19 protein-coding genes are annotated in these 20,454 nt (G+C 39.3%); 4 read left to right on the forward strand and 15 right to left on the reverse strand.

What is annotated here, in order from left to right; genetic code table 11:
* Positions 1–177: 177 nt before the first annotated feature.
* Positions 178–327, reverse strand: coding sequence for a hypothetical protein (locus AC5WOE_RS14075; RefSeq protein WP_496052843.1), 150 nt, complete (start codon positions 325–327; stop codon positions 178–180).
* 341 nt (positions 328–668) lie between these two features.
* Between AC5WOE_RS14075 and AC5WOE_RS14080 the strand changes: the two genes are divergently transcribed.
* Both AC5WOE_RS14080 and AC5WOE_RS14085 read left to right on the forward strand, forming a co-directional pair.
* The gene (locus tag AC5WOE_RS14080) at positions 669–1,598 is read left to right on the forward strand and encodes a DUF2268 domain-containing putative Zn-dependent protease (protein WP_496049197.1); all 930 of its coding nucleotides are present in this window, start codon (positions 669–671) and stop codon (positions 1,596–1,598) included.
* On the forward strand, positions 1,573–2,340 hold the full coding sequence (locus tag AC5WOE_RS14085) for a MerR family transcriptional regulator (RefSeq protein ID WP_496049198.1): 768 nt from the start codon (positions 1,573–1,575) through the stop codon (positions 2,338–2,340). The genes AC5WOE_RS14080 and AC5WOE_RS14085 overlap by 26 nt, the downstream gene beginning before the upstream one ends.
* 184 nt (positions 2,341–2,524) lie before the next feature.
* Here the strand turns inward: AC5WOE_RS14085 and ahbA are convergent, their stop codons facing one another.
* The 7 genes from ahbA to hemA are packed head-to-tail and all read right to left on the reverse strand — an operon-like array spanning position 2,525 to position 9,836.
* Entirely contained in the window at positions 2,525–3,565 is a 1,041-nt protein-coding gene (gene ahbA / locus AC5WOE_RS14090) for a siroheme decarboxylase subunit alpha (RefSeq protein ID WP_496049199.1), read from the reverse strand.
* A 3-nt stretch (positions 3,566–3,568) separates the two neighbouring features.
* Positions 3,569–4,546, reverse strand: a complete 978-nt coding sequence (gene hemB / locus AC5WOE_RS14095; protein WP_496049200.1) for a porphobilinogen synthase — start codon at positions 4,544–4,546, stop codon at positions 3,569–3,571.
* Positions 4,547–4,572: 26 nt separating this feature from the next.
* Positions 4,573–6,087, reverse strand: a complete 1,515-nt coding sequence (gene cobA / locus AC5WOE_RS14100; RefSeq protein WP_496049201.1) for a uroporphyrinogen-III C-methyltransferase — start codon at positions 6,085–6,087, stop codon at positions 4,573–4,575.
* 14 nt (positions 6,088–6,101) lie between these two features.
* The gene (hemC, locus tag AC5WOE_RS14105; protein WP_496049202.1) at positions 6,102–7,010 is read right to left on the reverse strand and encodes a hydroxymethylbilane synthase; all 909 of its coding nucleotides are present in this window, start codon (positions 7,008–7,010) and stop codon (positions 6,102–6,104) included.
* Entirely contained in the window at positions 6,998–7,663 is a 666-nt protein-coding gene (locus tag AC5WOE_RS14110) for a precorrin-2 dehydrogenase/sirohydrochlorin ferrochelatase family protein (protein WP_496049203.1), read from the reverse strand. The genes hemC and AC5WOE_RS14110 overlap by 13 nt, the downstream gene beginning before the upstream one ends.
* Positions 7,664–7,678: 15 nt before the next feature.
* Positions 7,679–8,497: a cytochrome C assembly family protein gene (locus AC5WOE_RS14115; protein ID WP_496049204.1), complete on the reverse strand. Its 819-nt coding sequence runs from the start codon at positions 8,495–8,497 to the stop codon at positions 7,679–7,681.
* 10 nt (positions 8,498–8,507) lie between these two features.
* Positions 8,508–9,836 (reverse strand): glutamyl-tRNA reductase, encoded by a 1,329-nt coding sequence (gene hemA, locus AC5WOE_RS14120; RefSeq protein ID WP_496049205.1) that lies wholly within the window; start codon positions 9,834–9,836, stop codon positions 8,508–8,510.
* 171 nt (positions 9,837–10,007) lie between these two features.
* On the opposite strand from hemA, the gene AC5WOE_RS14125 reads away from it, so the two are divergent.
* Both AC5WOE_RS14125 and map read left to right on the forward strand, forming a co-directional pair.
* Entirely contained in the window at positions 10,008–10,478 is a 471-nt protein-coding gene (locus AC5WOE_RS14125) for a hypothetical protein (RefSeq protein WP_496049206.1), read from the forward strand.
* A 10-nt stretch (positions 10,479–10,488) separates the two neighbouring features.
* Positions 10,489–11,232: a type I methionyl aminopeptidase gene (gene map, locus AC5WOE_RS14130; protein WP_496049207.1), complete on the forward strand. Its 744-nt coding sequence runs from the start codon at positions 10,489–10,491 to the stop codon at positions 11,230–11,232.
* A 41-nt stretch (positions 11,233–11,273) separates the two neighbouring features.
* On the opposite strand, the gene AC5WOE_RS14135 is transcribed toward map, so the two are convergent.
* From AC5WOE_RS14135 to AC5WOE_RS14165, 7 genes are all read right to left on the reverse strand, one after another.
* Positions 11,274–12,038, reverse strand: coding sequence for a DUF2705 family protein (locus tag AC5WOE_RS14135; protein WP_496049208.1), 765 nt, complete (start codon positions 12,036–12,038; stop codon positions 11,274–11,276).
* Complete coding sequence (locus tag AC5WOE_RS14140; protein ID WP_496049209.1) at positions 12,031–12,945, reverse strand: ABC transporter ATP-binding protein; 915 nt, start codon at positions 12,943–12,945, stop codon at positions 12,031–12,033. Before AC5WOE_RS14140 ends, AC5WOE_RS14135 begins: the two co-directional genes overlap by 8 nt.
* A gap of 90 nt (positions 12,946–13,035) precedes the next feature.
* Positions 13,036–14,118, reverse strand: a complete 1,083-nt coding sequence (locus AC5WOE_RS14145; protein WP_496049210.1) for a D-alanine--D-alanine ligase family protein — start codon at positions 14,116–14,118, stop codon at positions 13,036–13,038.
* Between the two features lie 33 nt (positions 14,119–14,151).
* Positions 14,152–14,751, reverse strand: coding sequence for a ribosome biogenesis GTP-binding protein YihA/YsxC (gene yihA, locus AC5WOE_RS14150; RefSeq protein WP_496049211.1), 600 nt, complete (start codon positions 14,749–14,751; stop codon positions 14,152–14,154).
* Entirely contained in the window at positions 14,732–17,074 is a 2,343-nt protein-coding gene (gene lon, locus AC5WOE_RS14155; RefSeq protein ID WP_496049212.1) for an endopeptidase La, read from the reverse strand. The genes yihA and lon overlap by 20 nt, the downstream gene beginning before the upstream one ends.
* Positions 17,075–17,118: 44 nt before the next feature.
* Positions 17,119–18,834 (reverse strand): ATP-dependent protease LonB, encoded by a 1,716-nt coding sequence (gene lonB / locus AC5WOE_RS14160; RefSeq protein ID WP_496049440.1) that lies wholly within the window; start codon positions 18,832–18,834, stop codon positions 17,119–17,121.
* Positions 18,835–18,930: 96 nt separating this feature from the next.
* Positions 18,931–20,067, reverse strand: coding sequence for a lipid II:glycine glycyltransferase FemX (locus tag AC5WOE_RS14165; RefSeq protein ID WP_496049213.1), 1,137 nt, complete (start codon positions 20,065–20,067; stop codon positions 18,931–18,933).
* Positions 20,068–20,454 lie beyond the last annotated feature (387 nt).

The following is a 20,454-nucleotide window of genomic DNA, read 5'->3' on the forward strand; positions in this document are numbered from 1 at the left end:
TATGCCACAGCAGATAGAACGTCAAGTTGCAACTTAAAAATTAAATGATTCTGAGATATTAAATAATAACTACAGAATGATGTATTACCTTTCGTACAGTGACTTAATCATCCTTTTTATGAGTTATTTTCAAAAAAAAGAAAACCCACTCCTTTTTTCAGTGGATTTCCCTATCTATTAAAATAACATTGATTTTCTGTGCCGGATTTGCGTTCCTTTGTCCAGGAGCACAAATCCAGCTTGTGCAGAATCAGGCGGCTTGGCTCCTTTCTTGGTAGTGCTCTTTGCAGGCCTCGTTGCCACAGTAGACAACGTTGTCCCTCTCATTGTAGTAAACATCCTCCCCAAAGGAGTTGTTCACTACATCTACTCGGATGAACCGACAATTGTTTTCGATGGCGCCTTTGAATTCACCTGTCCTTTTCTGCATGCTGATTCTCCCATCTTTCGGGGTTATTTACATTTTATCAGAAAAATTTAGTTTAATAAAATTAGCATATGGAAGATTTACACCGTGAAATAATTTTTTCAAAAAGGTAGACCAAATACAGAAGATCATAATGTTTCAAAAACAATCCTCTCCCTGTTTTATTCTTCAATAGATCCCTTGACTGTAACGTTACGTCATAGTGCATAATTTTATCTAAATCAAATAAGAGGTGAAAAAAGTGAATATAAAAGCATTACGATCAGATAAAATATATCGTAAAGTTTTAGAAGCTCCACAAGAAGAAAAAGTTGAATTATTCAGACAAGAAATGTTTACTCCATTTATGAAAAAATGGGAAATACAACATATCCCTTTTAAAGCTGAGGAGCCCGATGGTTTTGATGTTATTATGTTGAATAATATGACGCACATCACACCTTCTCAGATCACCAATGAGATTTCAACAGAATTAGAATTAATTTCGTCCGATGCCTTTTGGGATGAGTGTGAAGAAGCAGTTAAGAAAAGCTTTCGCTTATTTACAGAACATGGCGTGAATCTCCGTGTATCTGATTATTTATTCACTATTCTATTGGGGAATAAAAATAGCCCTTTCTTGATGATAAATGAGGGATACAGTGGCGATGGGGGTATTCCTGGCTATATTTTTGGTACACTTGTGCCAAATGAATATACCATACCTCGAATGAAGGCAGCTTTAGCTCATGAATGTAATCATAACGTCCGCTATCAATTTATTAAATGGGATCATTTTGCTGTTACATTAGGTGAATTAGTTGTGAGTGAAGGGTTAGCAGAAAACTATGCTACTTCTATTTTTGGAGAGGAGATGCTCGGACCTTGGGTATCGAAAACAGATAGGCAAACTCTTAATAAGCGTATTAAACCTGTGCTCAAGGAAAAATTACAACTAAGAGGCTTTGAGAATTTGTCACCGTATCTTTACGGTGATGAATTAGCAAAACTTCAAAACTTTACACCAGTTAATATGCCTTATAGTGCCGGTTATGCCTGTGGATATTATTTAATCAAATACTATTTAGAAAAAACAGGTAAAACTATTTATGAAGCTACTATTACTCCAGCGAATGTCATATTAGATGAAGTAAAAGGATTTTGGGATGAAGAAACAATTATTAGCAGTTAAAGATATTGTTCAAATTACAGGCATAACAAAAAGAACCTTACATTATTACGATAAGATAAATTTATTGAAGCCAACTCATCTTACGGAAAATGGTTACCGGCTCTATGATAGAAATAGTTTAGCAAAACTACAAACCATTTTATTTTTAAAGGAAATGGATTTTTCCCTTCAAGAGATTAAGGACATTTTGAAACTTTCGAAGAAAGAACAGAAACAATTATTAAAAAAGCATAGCCAAACTTTATTGTTAAAAAAACAACGATTGGAAACAATCATTACTGCATTGGACGAGTATGTATCTGGAAAAGATATCTACAACCTACGTATTTTTCATGATTCATCTATTTTACCATTACAAGAACAGTATGCTCATGAAGCGAAATTCTTCTATGGAGAAACAGAAAAATACAAAGAATTTGAGAGGAGACTGGAAAAACTCTCTCGTAGTGAAAAAGCAAACTTATTCTCTGTATTTGAGCAAAACATGGAAAGTGTATTTAGAAGAATGGCATCCTGTATAAACCAGTCTCCTTCTTCTGATGAAGTACAGCAATTAATTACAGAATGGAAAAGTAATCTAGAACAAGCTATCGTTTGTGACTCTGAGATATTAACATGTATTGCAAATACGTATAAATTTCATAATCGATTCAAAAGTTATATCAATCAATTCAGTGATGAAGACTTAGCCGATTTTTTATACAACGCTATTATGCATCATATCAACCAGAAAAAGGAATAAATCACATACTTTTCTAGCTTGAAAATTTAAACCCATTGAATAGATTTTCCGAACGAAAAAGCCCAATTTCTCCACATTTAAATGGAGAAATTGGGCTTTCTATTAAAACTTTCTTAAAGTTGTATTCGTTTTCCAGACGCTATCCCATCACCTTCTCTATAACGAAAAGGTGGTTTTTTTCCTGCTATACATGTAATCCTTCTTCGATAATTTTTCCTTCCCATACTTCCATCTCTGGTGTAAAGTAGGAAACTCTCGTTTTTTTATACTCTTTGGTCGAATATAGCGTAGCTCGTTGTTTTATACCTGTTTCATCTTCGATCGCTTGCAGTATATCTTCACATTCTTCATGTGTTCTCCCATGTACCATTGTGAAAATGGTATATGGCCAATCCGGATAAGTAGGACGCAAGTAACAATGACTCACTGCTTTGAATGCTGCCATCTCATATCCTATTTCATCTGTCTTTTCTTCTGGTACTGCCCATACACCCATCCCATTAAAACGGAATCCTGCTTTGCGGTGGTTAAGAACAGCGGAAAAACGGCGCATTTGTTTGCGCTCGATCATCTGTTTACCAGCAGAAAGGAGTTCTTCTGTTGTTACCCCAATTTCGTTTGCCCAGTCATCAAATGGACGGGAAACAATTGGTAAATCTTTTTGTAATTGGCGGATCACAGCAATATCAAAATCAGTAATTTCTTTCACTGCATTTTGTCGATCTGCTTCGGTATACTGCGGTTTGGCTTTTGCTTTGGTTGTATCTTCTTTGCCAGTCATGTCTAGCTGTACACCGATTTTATACAATTTTAATGTTGGCATCAGCCTTATGATATCAACACCTGCTAGTCTCCCAAGCAAATCGACGGTTTTTTCTAAACCGAGTTTGCTGTTTGGAGGAACTGCAATCGTAAACCAGAGGTTATAATCATGGTTTCGTTTGTAATTATGGGTAACACCTGGGTGTTGGTTGATTATTTGTGCTGCTTGATCCAAGCGATCTTCTGGAATTTTTGCCGCTACAAGGCTTGATTTATATCCTAGTGTTCGGGTATCAAAAATCGCAGATAACTGACGAATGGAATCCCCTTTTAATTTCTTGGTACGTTCTAATACTTCTGATTCTGGTATTCCAAGTTTATCAGCGATTGCTTGAAAAGGCTGTGGAACGAGCTCTAATCCAGCTTGGAGTATGTTCAGCAGTTCTTGATCAAGATGATCCATGTTTTATATACTCCCTTCTTTTAACCATTTGGCAAAATCTTTGGCATGGTAGGTGAGAATCAATTCTGCTCCCGCTCGTTTAAAGCTAGTCAATGTTTCCTCTACTACTCTCTTTTCATCTATCCAGCCATTGATAGCAGCGGCTTTGACCATCGCGTATTCACCACTGACGTTATACGCAACAACAGGAAGATTGAATTCTTGGTATACCCGATGAATAATGTCTAGATAGGGAAGTCCTGGTTTTACCATCAACATGTCTGCACCTTCAGCAACATCAGAAGCTGCTTCACGCAGTGCTTCTCTTGCATTTGCTGGGTCCATCTGATAAGTGCGGCGATCACCAAATTGTGGAGCACTATGCACCGCATCGCGGAATGGTCCATAGAAGCCAGAAGCATATTTAACAGCATAAGATAAGATCGGAACATCTTCAAATCCGGCCTCATCCAATCCTTTGCGGATCGCAGCTACAAATCCATCCATCATATTGGATGGTGCGATCATATCTGCTCCCGCTTTAGCTTGAGAAACAGCGGTAGCTGCTAGTCGCTCTAGCGAGGCATCATTTACAATTTCTCCATCTTCTACGACACCACAATGCCCATGAGAAGTAAACTGACAGAGACAGGTATCTGCCATCACATATAAATCAGGGAAATTTTCTTTCACTTGGCGAATTGCCTTCTGCACGATACCATGTGCATCATCTGCTGATGATCCACATTCATCTTTATCGTGAGGAACACCAAAGATCATGATCGATACAATTCCAAGTGAAACTAATTCCTCTACTTCTTCATTTAAGCGGTCCAATGAAAAATGAAATACACCAGGCATAGAAGAAATTTCTTCTTTTTTATTTTCCCCTTCTACCACAAAGATCGGATAGATAAAATCTTCAACACGAACATGATTTTCTTTGACCATGTTACGAATTGCTTGATTGCGTCGCAAACGACGATGGCGGTGAAACTGCATAGGAAGTCCTCCCCCAATTATAATGTTTATAATGTTTGTATTGCTTGTACTAAGCCATCGATGGTGTATTCTTTTGCCACTACATCTACTTTAAGGCCAAGGCTCTCTGCTGTTTTCGCTGTAATAGGACCGATACAAGCGATTTTTGTATGTTGCAAAACGGTTTGAATATCCGTTGTGGCAAGGCGGATGGCATGTATGAAATTACGTACCGTAGAAGAACTAGTAAACGTTATGATATGAATCTGCTGCCGCTGAAGCATTTTCACGATGCCATGAGCATTGGTAGCATCTATTTTTGTATCATAAGCATCGACTTCGGTCACATCACAGCCCATTTCACGGAGTCCTTCTGCCAAAACTTCACGTGCGATATCTGCACGTGGCAAAAGGATTTTATCTCTTTCCTTTACAAGCGGGCGCAGACGTTCAACTAGTGACTCAGCTTTATATTCTTCAGGTAAGGATTCTACAAGGAGTCCTTTCTCTTCTAACGCAGCAGCCGTTTTTGGACCTATGGCTGCCAGTCTTGCATTTGTCATTTGACGAATATCTATCTTTTGTTTGCGTATCCGATCAAAGAAGTATTTTACTCCATTTACACTCGTAAAGATCACCCAATTGTAATCGGATATATGATGCAGTGCCTCATTAAAAACATCCCCGTGGTGTGGTTCGACTAACCGAATTACTGGAAATTCAATCGCTTCGCCACCAAGCTCATTTATCATTTCCGCCAGTTCACTGCTTTGACTTCTCGCCCGCGTTATCAATATTCGTTTACCAAACAATGCTTTTTTTTCAAACCATGATAACTTCTCTCTAAGTTTCACTACTTCTCCTACAATAATGATCGCTGGAGAGCTAAACTTTGTTGCCTCTACCTTTTCAACGATGTCAGATAAGGTTCCAACTAATGTCTCCTGTTCAATTCTCGTTCCCCAGCGAACCAGAGCGATTGGTGTTTGTGCATCACGTCCATATTTCGTGAGTTGTTTCACAATAAAAGATAAATTCGAGACACCCATCAAAAAAATAAGCGTCTCTGTTGCAGTAGCCAGCTTTTCCCAGTTGATAGATGACTCGGTCTTCTCAGGCCGTTCATGACCCGTAATAATAGAAAAGGAGGAGTTAAAATCACGGTGCGTAACTGGGATACCTGCATATGCTGGCACTGCTACAGCTGAAGTAATCCCTGGGACAACTTCAAAAGGAATTCCTGCATCAACTAAAGTCTCTGCCTCTTCTCCTCCACGACCAAAAATAAAAGGGTCTCCCCCTTTCAATCGAGTAACAATAAGGCCTGCTTTTGCTTTTTCAACTAATAGCTGATTGATTTCTTCCTGGGTTAAAGTATGGCGGTCTGGCAACTTTCCTACATAAATTCGCTCTGCTTCCGGACGGGCATTTTGCAACAGTTGCGGGCTGGCCAAACGGTCATATACAATTACATCAGCTTTTGCGATCGCTTCTTTGCCTTTAACCGTGATCAACTTTGGATCTCCAGGACCCGCACCTACTAAATAAACCATAGCACTCATCTATAAGCACTCCTCTATACCGCGGCCAAAATCTCTTTTGCACCTTGTTCCATTAACTTTTTAGCTAGTTGTTTCCCAACTTCAATCGGATTTGTACCAATTTCTATCCCTTTAATAATAGGTTTACCTGTTGGAGAAGCAACCAATCCTGTTAGGTGAACCTTATCTTCTTTCCAAATACCATATCCTGCCACAGGGAGATGACAGCTCCCTTCTATCGCTTGTAAAAAAGCACGTTCAGCTTTCACAGCATTTCCAGATGCTTCATCATGAATTCCTTGAAGCAATGTTAACATCTCTTGATCTTCCTCACGGCATTCGATCGCCAATGCTCCTTGTCCTACACAAGGCAGCATGGTAGTAATGGATAAATACTCACTGATTTCATCGCATAAATTTATTCTCTTTAATCCAGCTACCGCAAGAATAATAGCATCAAATTTTCCATCGCGCAATTTGGCGATTCGTGTTTCCACGTTACCGCGGATCGGTTCTACAACTAAGTCAGGCCGGATGGATAAGACTTGTGCTTGCCGACGAAGACCACTTGTCCCAACAACAGAACCTGTTGGAAGCTCTTCTAAAGTAAGCCCATCGCGCGACAGCAAACAATCTCGTGCATCTTCCCGAATAGGAACTGACCCAATAACCAATCCTTTTGGCAATTCGGTAGGCATGTCTTTTAAACTATGTACTGCTAAATCAATTTGTTTATCTAAGAGGGCTTGTTCGATTTCTTTGAGAAATAATCCTTTTCCTCCAATTTTTGAAAGCGTGACATCTAATACTTTATCGCCTTTGGTTATGATTTTTTCCAATTCAATGGAGAGTTCTGGCTTATGTTCGAGCAATTTTGTACGCACCCAATTGGATTGAGTAATAGCCAAATGGCTTTTTCTGGTTCCTATTATTAATTCCCGCATTTCGCTTCTCCTCTCATATGAATTTGTGCGTCTATCCAATCCAGCATCTCCGATCTTGCAGCATGAGGACGCAAACGACATACTTCAATCCATCTATCGTTTACTAGTTCTTTCATTAATCGATAACGTGTTTGCGAATCATCAATCTCCCACTGCAATTTTGATCGAATTTCTTGCGTTATTTCTAATAATAATGCATATTCATCACCAAATTGAGATTCTAAATCATGTCTTATTTGCTTTGCTAAAGAGGGACTAGCACCTTCCGTTGAAACTGATATGGTCAGTTTTCCTCGTTTGAATACAGATGGAACAGTAAAATTACAAAGAGAAGGCTGATCGACGACATTGATCCATTGGTTACGCTTCTGTGCATCTTCATAGATTTGCAGATTGACCAAGGCTTGGTTAGTGGCTGCAATAACAAAAAAGCAATCATCACCATCCGAAGATTGATACTCCCGCAATTGCAACAGAATTTTTTTTTGCTTGGTGAGCCTTCGAATTTCATCTGTAATGGTAGGACTGACCACCATAATGCTAGCACCTGTTGGTAGCAAAGACTGGATTTTCCGTTCTGCGACTCTGCCGCCGCCGACCACTAATACGTTTTTCTCTTGTAGATCAACCATCATCGGGTAAGAATGTGCCATGAAGTACCCCTCTTTTTATGAAATCCAGTGATGAAAAGAAAAGTAAACCTTTGACAAAAAATAATTGCTAATTACGAAAATCATGGAAATGAGTACCCACCATGCAACTTTCTGTGTTGCTATCCATCTTCTCCAAGCCATGCCAAAAAGAACCGCATAAAGAAAAAATAGAAACAGAGAACCAATAACTTTTATATCCATCCAGTGAAGTTGTCCATAAACTTGGTATGCCCATATTGTACCTAAAATCAGGGATACCAACAAAAGCATTACTCCCACTCCAACAAACCAAAGCATAAACTGCTCCAACCGGTCAAGGCTTGGCAATCTACGCATAAGTAAATTCCATTTTTTTTGTTTCAACAATCGTCTGCTGATCAAGTACAACATAGCACAGATTCCAGCTAGAGAAAATGTTGCATATGCACTGACGGCTAAGGTAATATGCACAAACGTCAATTCTGAAATCACCCCAGGAGGTGCTGTCAGTGCTACTTCTTTTGATACAAACAAATGAATGGTTAGCACCGTAATTCCTATCAAGCCTGCACAAAATACAAACAAGTCGAGTTGAAATACAAGGGAAATACATAAGGTGATCGTGATTAAAGCCCATGTATATAACATTAGCGGCTCCAAATGTCCATATATATTCCCTTTGGCCCAAAACCGAAGAACGATATCCATCGTTAGGGTGAGCCATACAACAATAAGCAAGGAACTCGATAGTATCCTTGCTTGTCGGTTGGGACGGAGCAGGGTTGCATAAGAAAAAAGCAAACTTAAAACATATGCATAAAGGACAAAATCAAAAACCCATCGCTCGGTAAACATAACAAATCCCCTAGTTCATCGGAAGTGGTAAACCGTTTGGCATCACGTTCTTTACTTCTTGGTCTTTTGGCTCATCTTCGACTTCAAGTGCAAATAAATGCTGAAATAATCGTAATGCTACTTCTTTTTCCTCTGTACTAGCTAATTCTTTCATGCGCATAATCGGGTCATGCATCATTTGGCTCACAATACTTTTTGTCTGTTTATTGATCACTCGTCTTTGTTGTTCAGTAAGATCAGGTAATTTTCGCTCGATCTTTGTCATCGCATCAGCTTGAATCTGCAATGATTTACTGCGCAATGCACGAATAACAGGAACTACCCCAAGAGTGTCTAACCATTCTTGGAAGGATGCTCGTTCCTCTTTTATCCATGCTTCCACGCGGATCGCTTCTTGCTCACGCAGTCCTACATTTGCAGCCACAATTTCTTCGAGGTCATCCAAATTATAAAGAAATGCATTATCCAGTTCATTAACAGCTGGATCAATATCTCTTGGTACTGCAATATCAATAAAAAATAAAGGTTTCTTACGATTTACTAATGTCGCTTGTACCATTTCACGAGTGATGACAAACTGTTTTGCTCCTGTGGAACTCACTACGACATCAGCTTCCTGCAATGCCCGAGAAAGGTCTTCCCATCGATAAGCAGTCCCCTGAAATACGGCAGCTAATTGTTGTGCTTTGGTAAAAGTTCGATTGGCAACAATCACATTTTTTACTCCAGAAGCACCAAAATGTTTTGCGGTTAGTTCACTCATCTTCCCAGCTCCAACCAATAAAATGGTTTTCTTAGCAAAGGAAGTAAACAGTTTTTTCCCTAATTCCACTGCTGCATAACTCACGGAAACTGCATTTTGACCGATTTCCGTTTGTGTATGTGCTTTCTTGCCTAGTGAGATCGCTTGTTTAAATAAATGATTGAAAAGAGTGCCAGTCGTACCTGCTTGTAGAGCCGCCTGGAAAGCTTGTTTGACTTGACCTAAAATTTGTGTCTCTCCAATAACCAAAGACTCCAAACCACAGACTACGCGAAACAAATGCCTGACTGCTTCCATATTAGTCTTCACATACAAATGGGGAACGAATTCCTCTCGTGAGACACGAAACCAGCTCTCGAGAAAAGCTTTGGCATAATACTCCCCAGTGTGAAGCTGGTCAGCTACAATGTATAACTCTGTCCGATTACAGGTGCTCACAATCACACACTCCAACATACTTTTCATATCTCGAAGGGATCGAAGAGCAATGGCAATTCGATCGAGATCAAAAGAAAACTTCTCCCGAAGCTCAACCGGAGCAGTCTGATGACTGAGACCAACAACAAGGGTATGCATCTTTTCTCACCTCAATTCTTTAGAATGAACATAGAACCGCACATAAAACCATTCACATTATAACACAAACTTTACCAAACTCCATCTTCAACTGTGAACACCTCATGAAGCATCTGTGATATGATGAAAAGAAACTTTCATAATTGTTTTTTCTTAAGGGGCGACTTACACATGCAGAACCGTGTGATTGGTTTTTTTCTCGTGTTAATGGGTGTTATACTATTGATCGTAGAGGCTAACTGGGCGAAATTAACTTCATTCCTCAGCTGGTCTTTTTTGCTATTTGTAGTGGGTATATTCCTTATTTTCTTTTCTTTTGTCCAAAAACAAAGTCATTTGACATTACTCGGCGGCATTTTTGCGACGATCGGAATAACCGTATGGGGATTCCAATATGTTGCTGCATGGCCCAGACATTGGAGTATTATCGTCATTATGATTGGGGCAACATTGATGTTACAATATATCTTGAATCAGAATAACATAACTTTAGTCATTGGTATCGTCTTATTGTTAAGTGGTGTATTTGCTTGGCCGGGATTAAAAGATATTACTTATTTAGCTCCAATCGCCACTTTTACAAATGTATATTGGCCCATTTTCATTGTTGGGCTTGGAGCAATCTTTATCGTAAAAAAATAGGAGGAGTACAATGGGAATTAAGTCTATGGGAGAAATAAACAAAATGAAACGAGCAGGTCAACTACTCGCCTCTTGCCATCGGGAAATTTCCAAACGCATTGTCCCAGGCATCACGACTTGGGAGATCGACCAATTTGTCGAAGATTACTTGGAACAACATGGCGCTACTCCTGAACAAAAAGGATACTTAGGCTTCCCATATGCTACTTGTGCCTCTATCAATCATGAAGTATGTCATGGATTTCCTCGCAAAGAAACGCTTCAAAATGGCGACATTGTTACCATTGATATGGTGGTAAACGTGGATGGATGGTTAGCAGATTCTGCTTGGAGCTATGCAGTAGGTGAAGTGAGTGAGGAAGCAGATCGATTACTTCGATTAACGAAAGAATCATTGTATAAAGGGATTGAACAGGCTCAGATCGGAAACCGAATTGGAGATATTTCCCATGCGATCCAATCATTTGCAGAATCCAATAGACTTTCCGTCGTACGGCCCTTTATCGGACATGGAATCGGCAAACGCATGCATGAGCCACCAGAAGTCCCACACTACGGAACCCCGCACACCGGTCCACTCATTACAGAAGGCATGGTTTTCACCATAGAACCGATGCTGAACCTAGGGAAACATCATGTCCGCGTACTAGGAGATGGATGGACAGCAGTGACGGTGGATGAGAGCTTATCTGCTCAATATGAACATACATTGGCTATCACCAAAGATGGTCCCATTATTTTAACAGAACAATAATAAAAACTTGTGCCGTCGATCAATTTGGCACAAGTTTTTTATTAACTTGCTACATCACGACTTGAAAATGTAATCCAAGTCGCAGCAATAAATAAAACGAAATATACACCGAGCACACATAAGGCAAAAGACAAGGTATTCATCGCTGAGATACCACCATCAAAAGAAGCATACTTGGTTAAGTTTAATTGGGTAAAGAATAAATATTTGGACCATGGCTTGGTTTGTAACACAAAAGCAAGTACAGAGCTCATAAGATAGAGAAATAAGGAAATACCTAGAGCCAACGATCGATTATAAGAAGTAACTGCGATAAAATAGGTAAGAGTAATCATAAATAATGATTCAATAAAAGACAGCCCTGAAATTTTAGCTAAAGTAGTTATGGCTTCATTTGGAAACGAAACGTCTGGATATAGAAGATAACCAAACAGAACGGTCAGTAAAAAATAAATAAGAGTCATTCCCAAAGCATACATCACAACTAGTGTATATTTGGACCACAGTATCTTTACACGGGTGACAGGACGAATGAGGAGTAGTTTAATCGTACCAGACGAAAATTCCGCTGCCATAATACTTGACGCCCAAATAATCGATAGTGCAGTGATAACCATGAGCGGAGAATCGGAGCTGCTCAAAAAATAGGAGAACTGATCTTCGACTGATGCGTTAGGCAGATCAGCTGGTGTCATCGCCACATTAAATAAGATGACGAGAAAAAAGAAGCCGACCATCACCCAATTGCTCACACGGCTAAACATTTTCATGTTTTCATTTTGAATGAGACGAATAAATTTAATCAACCGATTTCCCCCCTGTGATCTCCAAAAACTCATCTTCTAGTGATTTTACTCTTGTCTCTATCGCAAATATCTGGATATTCGCTGCCACCAACTTTTGTACTAGAACTGGAACGGCATCGTGATCAATCTCCACTTCAAAACCGCCAACAACAGTTTGATAGGTAGAATCCAACAAGGGAATAGCTTGATCCACAGGAGAAACTTCAAACCGAACAATCTGTCGTTCAGATGATTTTTCTTGTTTTACATGTATTTGTTTTTCTCCAATTAATTTTCCTGATTGTATGATGAGTGTACGATCACACATCAATTCAATTTCGGACAACAAATGGCTGGAAACAAGTACACAAACTCCCTCTTGATCTGCGACCTGCCGCAAATAGTCTCGAAATTCACGTATCCCCGCAGGGTCAAGCCCGTTTGTCGGCTCATCCAATATGAGCAGTCTCGGTTTATGTAAAAGGGCTTGTGCTAGTCCTAAACGCTGGCGCATACCTAAAGAATATGTTTTTACTTTCTGTTCAATTCTACTTTGTAAGCCTACTAGCTCGATGACTTCTTCTATTCTCTCTTCTGTAACTCCATCTACCATTCTTGCATAGTGCACCAAATTATTGTAACCAGACATATATTTATATAGCTCTGGATTTTCTACAATCGCTCCCACATGACGGATTGCTTTTTCAAACTCTCGGTCAATATCAATCCCTTCGATCAATATTTTCCCTGATGTCGGAGTCATCAACCCTACTATCATACGGATGGTAGTTGTTTTTCCTGCTCCATTTGGACCCAAAAAACCAACTACTTCTCCTGGATATAATTCAAATGACAGCTGATCAATGATCATTTTATTTCCAATTACTTTTGAAATATTTTCTAATTGCACAACAGGTTGCTTTGTCATCCAAAAACCCCTCTGTCCCCTTTTTTACATCCTATTAAAAATGGGCTCCAAATGGAACCCTCTTTATGTCCTAGACACATGCTTATATCATCATCTACTAGTATTTAGAGCTACTTTTAAACGATGGCGTTGTATCCCTAATTCAATCAGTTCCGTAATAAGGTCTGTATAGGCTAAACCAGATTCCTCCCACATTTTCGGATACATACTATATGCAGTAAAACCTGGCATCGTGTTGATTTCATTAATATAAATTTGACCGCTATTTTTATGAACGAAAAAGTCTACTCGGGCCAGCCCACTTCCGTTTATTGCCTGATATGCGGTAATTGCCATTTCTTTTATTTGTTCCAATGTAGACTCAGGTAAGACAGCAGGTATCTGCATCTGTGAAGTACCACTTATGTATTTGGCTTCATAGTCATAATAGTCATTGGAAGAAATGATTTCACCCGGATTGGATGCTTTTGGATTCTCATTTCCCAATATTGCTACTTCAATTTCACGTGCTGGAACAAATTCTTCAATCACGATTTTCCGATCATACTCTCGAGCAGTAGAGATCGCAATCTCCAAAGAATCTCTATTCTCGGCTTTGGAAATACCAACACTTGAGCCTAAATTTGCTGGTTTCACAAAACATGGATACCCTAGCAGCTGTTCCACTTTTTGAATAATTGCTTCGGATGACTCAGAAAATTGGGCTACGAGATATTTCGCTTGTACTAAACCTGCATCTTTGAAGAGCACTTTGCTGATTGCTTTATCCATCCCAGTTGCGGATGCAAGTACCCCTGCTCCGGCATAAGGGAAATTTAACATCTCAAGCATTCCTTGTATCGTGCCATCTTCTCCAAAAGTTCCATGTAATACTGGAAATACAACATCAGCTAATTCAAAAGTTACGGATGGAAAAGTGTTACCTCGATAACTTTCTACACCTGGTAGTTCCAGCCTTAATTGGTCCAAAAACACTGTATCTAAATGGTTACTCAAATAAGTAGATACTTCTTCTCCAGTAAGCCATTCACCAGTTTGACTGATACCTACTAGTAATGGTACATATTTGGATCGATCAAGCGCTTGGAGCACAGAAGAAGCAGACAATAGACTCACGTCATGTTCCCCAGATTTGCCCCCAAAAACAATTGCCACACATTTTTTTTTGCTCATGATCCCCCAACTTTCTCCTACTAATATTTAATGTTATTCTGCTATCGATCCAACTATTCGCTTTTCTATTTCCGCCAATAGTTCATCTCTACCCATTTTTGTCTCGGATGAAAATAGGATTAAAGTATCGGATGAATCCATCTGCAAAACTTCTTTTACTTGTTTTAGATGTTTGTGCCATTTACTCCGCGGCAATTTATCTGCCTTTGTAGCTGCAATAATCACTGGGATTTGATAATGTTTTAAAAATTGATACATACTCTGATCGTCTTTTGTCGGGGGGTGACGCAGATCAACAATTTGGATAACACTCATAAGATTGTCCCGATTGGTAAAATAAGTTTCCATCATTTTACCCCAAGACTCCCGAACCTTTTTGGACACCTTCGCAAATCCATATCCAGGAACATCTGCAAAAACGATCTCTTCATTGATTAAAAAGAAATTAATCGTTTGCGTTTTCCCCGGTCTGGAGCTAATTCGAGCAATATTTTTCCGATTGACCAAGCAGTTAATCAAAGAAGATTTACCAACATTGGAACGGCCAGAGAGTGCAATCTCTGGCCTATTCTCCGTTGGATATTGTTCCGGTAGCACTGCACTGGTCATAAATTCAACCTGTGTGATTTTCATCGTATTCCCTCATTAATGCAATCTGTAATACTTCATCTAAATGAGACACTGGTGTAAAGACAAGATCTTTTTGTACACTCTCTGGGATATCCACTAAATCTTTTTGATTCTCTTCTGGGAAGATAACATGCTCTATCCCTGCACGGTGTGCGGCCAAAGATTTTTCTTTTAAACCACCAATTGGAAGTACACGTCCACGAAGTGTTATTTCCCCTGTCATCGCCACTTTACTAGATACAGGAGTATTAGTAAGTGCAGAAACGAGAGCTGTTGCCATCGTAATCCCCGCAGATGGACCATCCTTTGGGATTGCTCCTTCTGGTACGTGGATATGGATATCGTTTTCTTCATGAAAGTTTTCAGGGATCTGCAACTCTTTGGCACGTGAACGTATATAACTAAATGCAGCTTGAGCCGATTCTTTCATCACGTCTCCAAGTTGACCAGTCAAGGTCAATTTACCTTTACCAGGAAGCAGTGTGACTTCGATTGCCAGCGTATCACCACCAACTTCCGTCCATGCTAAACCTGTAGCCATTCCAACTTGATCTTTTGATTCTCTTCGACCATAACGGAATTTATGGGGTCCAAGCAAATCTTGTAATTTTTCTTCATCTACCACGATTTGATCCGTTTTACCTGAAACAATATCTCTAGCTACTTTTCGGCATAGTGTACCAATAACTCGCTCTAAACTACGAACCCCTGCTTCACGGGTATAGTAGCGAATAATAGCTAAAAGGGTTTCCGGATCAATCGTCAGCATTTCTTCTGTTAATCCATGCTCTTCTAGTTGTTTTGGGATCAAATAGGTTTTGGCAATTTGTTCCTTTTCTAATTCCGTATAACCAGAAAGATTGATGACTTCCATCCGATCCAACAAAGGACGTGGGATACTATACATTGTATTTGCAGTAGTAATAAACATTACTTTTGATAGATCATATGGAATTTCAATATAGTGATCACTATAAGTAGAGTTTTGATTTGGGTCTAATACTTCTAACAATGCAGAAGCTGGGTCTCCACGAAAATCATTGGACATTTTGTCAATCTCATCTAGTAAGAATACTGGATTAGCAGAACCTGCTGTTTTCATTCCTTGGATAATACGTCCAGGTAATGAACCAATGTAAGTTCGTCGATGTCCGCGAATTTCCGCTTCATCATGTACACCACCAAGGGAAATACGAACAAACTTACGATTCAAGGATCGAGCTATTGATTTTGCTAAAGAGGTTTTCCCTACTCCAGGAGGACCAACCAGGCATAAAATAGGCCCTTTTAGCTTCTTCACCATCTGTTGAACAGCCAAATATTCCAGAATTCGCTCTTTTGGTTTTTCCAAACCATAGTGATCTTCATCTAGTATTTTTTCTGCTTCATTGATATCTAGTCGATCTTCTGTTTGATATTCCCAAGGAAGATCCAAAAGCCAATCGATGTAGTTGCGAATTACTCCCCCTTCAGCTGAAGTTGTGGGGGTTTTCTCAAGTCTATCAATTTCTTTGGACACTCTTTCTTTTACAATATCTGGTGCCATCAATTTGGATAATTGTTCGCGAAGTTCTTCTGCTTCACCAGAACGACCTTCTCTATCACCCAATTCCTTTTGGATGGCTTTCATCTGTTCTCGAAGATAGTATTCTTTTTGCGCTTGTTCCATTTGTTTCTTTACTTGCGCATGTATTTTACGCTCTAGTTGCAAAATTTCCTTCTCATTATGAAGAAGACCAAGCAACTTCTCCAAACGTTCTTTTACGGTTGGTAATTCTAAAATCGCTTGCTTATCTGTCAATTTGAGTGGAAGGTGGGATGCAATTGTATCAGCTAATCTCCCTGGTTCTTCTATGTCTTCCACAGTCTGATAAGTATCTGCAGATAACTTTTTAGAATAACGCAAATACTGTTCAAAATGATCGAGTACAGAACGCATTAATGCTTCCATATCTTGATCAACTTCAACATCATCGGAGATTTCTACCACATTCGCTTCGTGATAGGATTCGTTATTGGTTAGTGATTGGATAGAAGCACGGGTTATACCTTCTACCAACACTCGAACCGTACCATTAGGCAATTTTAACATTTGCCTTACTTTTGCAATCGTTCCGACAGCAAACAAATCATCTTGAGCTGGCTCTTCTATCTGAGCATCTTGCTGAGTTACTAACAAGATGTGGTTCTCCTCAACCATTGCTTGGTCCAGCGCGCTTATTGACTTTTCTCTACCTACATCTAGGTGGAGTACCATACTGGGAAAAACCAATAGTCCACGTAATGGGAGAAGTGGATAGGTTTTTTCTTGTTCTTGTTGAGCCATTTCTGCACCTCCATGCTGCCAGCTTTATCTTGAAGAATTTTATCTTATTCGTTTTTGTTTGTCCAATCAAAGGTAGATTCCATAGAAGGAATAATACTATCTGCTGCCCAAGCATTCCCTAAAGTGGTAATATCTTCGACCTCTTTTTGCGGGGATGAAAAAGCAAGCTCAATCACTTGTTCCAAAGTTTTGACAGGAATTACTTTGACATCATCTAGTTCTTCAAAAAGTGATTGCATATTATCACTTGGAATAAAAACACGCTTTGCGCCTGCTTGCCTTGCAGCATCTACCTTGGCAATGACACCACCTACTGGTTTCACATTTCCATGAATACTCAGTTCACCTGTCATCGCTAAATCATTATCAATCGGAATTCCTTGTACAGCAGAGTAAATAGCAGTAGCTATTGTAATACCTGCCGAAGGACCATCAAGTGGTATACCCCCGGGAAAATTAACATGCAGATGGTATGATTCTGGGTTAATATCTGTTCTCCGGAGTACAGTAAGTACATTTTCAATGGAACCACGTGCCATACTTTTTCGCCGCAATGTTCTCCTATTGCCTCCGAGCTCTTCCTCATCTACTACCCCGGTTATTTGGAGCGATCCAGTACCACTTTTAGCTCTGGTGGCTGTCACTTCCACCTCCAGAATCATACCAGTATGATGACCAAACACACCTAGCCCAGTGGCAAGTCCAATGTGAGCTTTGGCTGGCATTTTTAAATCTGGTCGCGGACTTAATTGACTAACATGCACTACCCATTCAAGATCAGATGTTTCGATCCGTTTCCGTCCATCTGTCATCGCTAATCCTACAGCAGTTTGCACCATATTTACAGCATCACGTCCACTACTAGCGTATCTCTCTAAAACTCGTATTGCATCAGGATCATAAGCAAACGAGATGCGTTCTAATGCCTGTTCAGCTATTTTTCGAATTTCACTAGCTAATAATGGACGAAAATAAATTTCCATACATCTCGAACGAATTGCAGCTGGTATCTCATCTGGTACTCGTGTAGTAGCGCCAATAAGACGAAAATCAGCTGGTAAACCATTTTGAAAGATATCATGAATGTGATGAGGAGTGTTCTTATCTTCACGGCTATAATAAGCGCTTTCCAAAAACACCTTGCGATCCTCTAATACTTTTAAAAGCTTATTCATCTGAATGGAGTGCAGTTCGCCAATTTCATCGATAAATAAAATACCACCATGTGCTTTTGTAACTGCACCTGGCTTTGGTTGCGGGATTCCAGCCATTCCCATTGCTCCTGCACCTTGATAAATAGGATCATGCACAGAACCAATCAACGGGTCTGCTATCCCACGTTCATCAAATCTAGCAGTGGTAGCATCTAGTTCCACGAATTTTGAACTCTCGTTAAAAGGCGAATGGTCATTTTTCTTCGCTTCTTCTAAAATCACACGAGCTGCAGCAGTTTTTCCGACCCCAGGTGGTCCATAAATAATAACATGTTGTGGATTAGGTCCGCAAAGAGCCGCTTTTAATGCTCGAAGCCCTTCTTCTTGTCCGACAATATCGGTTAAACCTACAGGCCTAGTCCTCTCTGCGAGTGGTTCCGTAAGCGAGATGTTCCGCATTTTCGTCCATTTTTCAATTTCTTTTTTGGATTCTTTATCAACTGCACTTTTGCTTGATTGCTGTGTTTTTAAGAGATTGAAGAAATACAACCCAATTACAATTGAAAAGAATACTTGTAAAACCATCACAATGGTAGTCCAATTCATATAGGACATCCTTTCCCCCTAAAGTCCTTCTCTTCCTTTAGTATCACCGAAAAGGGAAAGAATATTTCCTTAAGATAAATGATTCTTTGCTATGGATTACCGTTTTTTCATATACATATCAAACGCCCAGTGCAACATTGGAATAACAGGATAGTCCCACTCTCCAATTAATTCACAGACATCACCATTAAATCCTACTCTGAACTTGAGCAGTTCAAATTCGTGGTGTTTTTCATCAAGCCAGATACTGACTCCTCGAAAGTCAAAAGTATGATCTCCCTTGGAATGTGCATCTTGAATCATTTTCCAGCGGAGCAAATAGCTCGCAGCATGATCTGTCTTCCTAAGATGAGCGCTATACAGATCCCAAACTTGTCCACTCACACGGATCGCCAAAGATGCACTTAGTAACTGATCATTTTGTCGAGCATAATAAATACGAATTCGAGTAGGGTCTTCTTTTGATAATTTATCTACCATTTTTTGGAAATATTCGATATCTCGGGATTCTTTTTGATCATGTTTTGCTTCTTGTGCCAGAAGAGCATGAAATTCGCGAATATCCTGCAAATTCCCCACACTTACCTCCACACCTTCCCATTCTGCTTGGTTAATTTTCTTCTGCCAAATGGGGTGAAATGATGCAAATATTTGATCTAGTCCTTTGTTTGCTAAATCCAAACGATAAACAAAGTTAGGTTGTACGGTATCAAAACTATCTTGAGCGATCTTCTGGCGCCAACCCATCTCATTTAATTCTTGTTGAATAAACTCAACCTCACGAAAAACCTGAGTGGGAGGCAAATCGGTTATCTTTTTATTTTTTAAACCATGCGTTTGAAATTGAAGCATTCCATTAGTAATACTATCACTGGACCATTTTTTTCTAACAAGAGGCGGGTCAATTTTCACACTAAAAACATTTCGTTGTTTCAAATGACGGAACAAGATGTGAAACCAATCTTTCAAACTATATTCAGTTGAAAACCAGTCAATCAAAGGACCACGTGGTATGTACGCTAAAAATTTATTTAACCCAGGCACTTTGCGATATAGTACATTCGTTCCACCAACCATTTTTCCGTCCTTGGTCATCCAACCTAAAAACTCACTTGACCAACTCCACTCTGATTTTAAATCAGACCATGAAGGATACTGTAAAAAGTTTCGCAATGGGTGATTTTCTACGAAATTCATATAACTGTTTCGGTCTACCACCACTAATTTTAACAACGATTTCACGCCTTTCTCTGATGCAGTTGCTTCTATCCCCTAATACCATTAAAAAACAGTTCACCCGATTATTAGGTAGAACTGCTATTTGTACTTGTCTGTAAATAGCTATTTCATTTTAGCACATCATACACAAATTGGACACAAAAAATGAACAGCACCCTACACACAACATACAAATCCAGCTACAAATAGACGAATATTCTTTCTTTTCCTATACAAAATGAATGATATTATAATATTTTCATAATTTCTAATATGATCCAATATTCACTAAAATATGATCAAATTTACATTATTTAGCTATTTTTAGTTTGATCATTATCGCCTCTATTAGTGATTCATTTTAATCCCCTGCGGAAATAATGTCAAAAAAATCTGACCATA

The sequence above is a fragment of the Shimazuella sp. NTD248 genome (genome assembly GCF_059510395.1).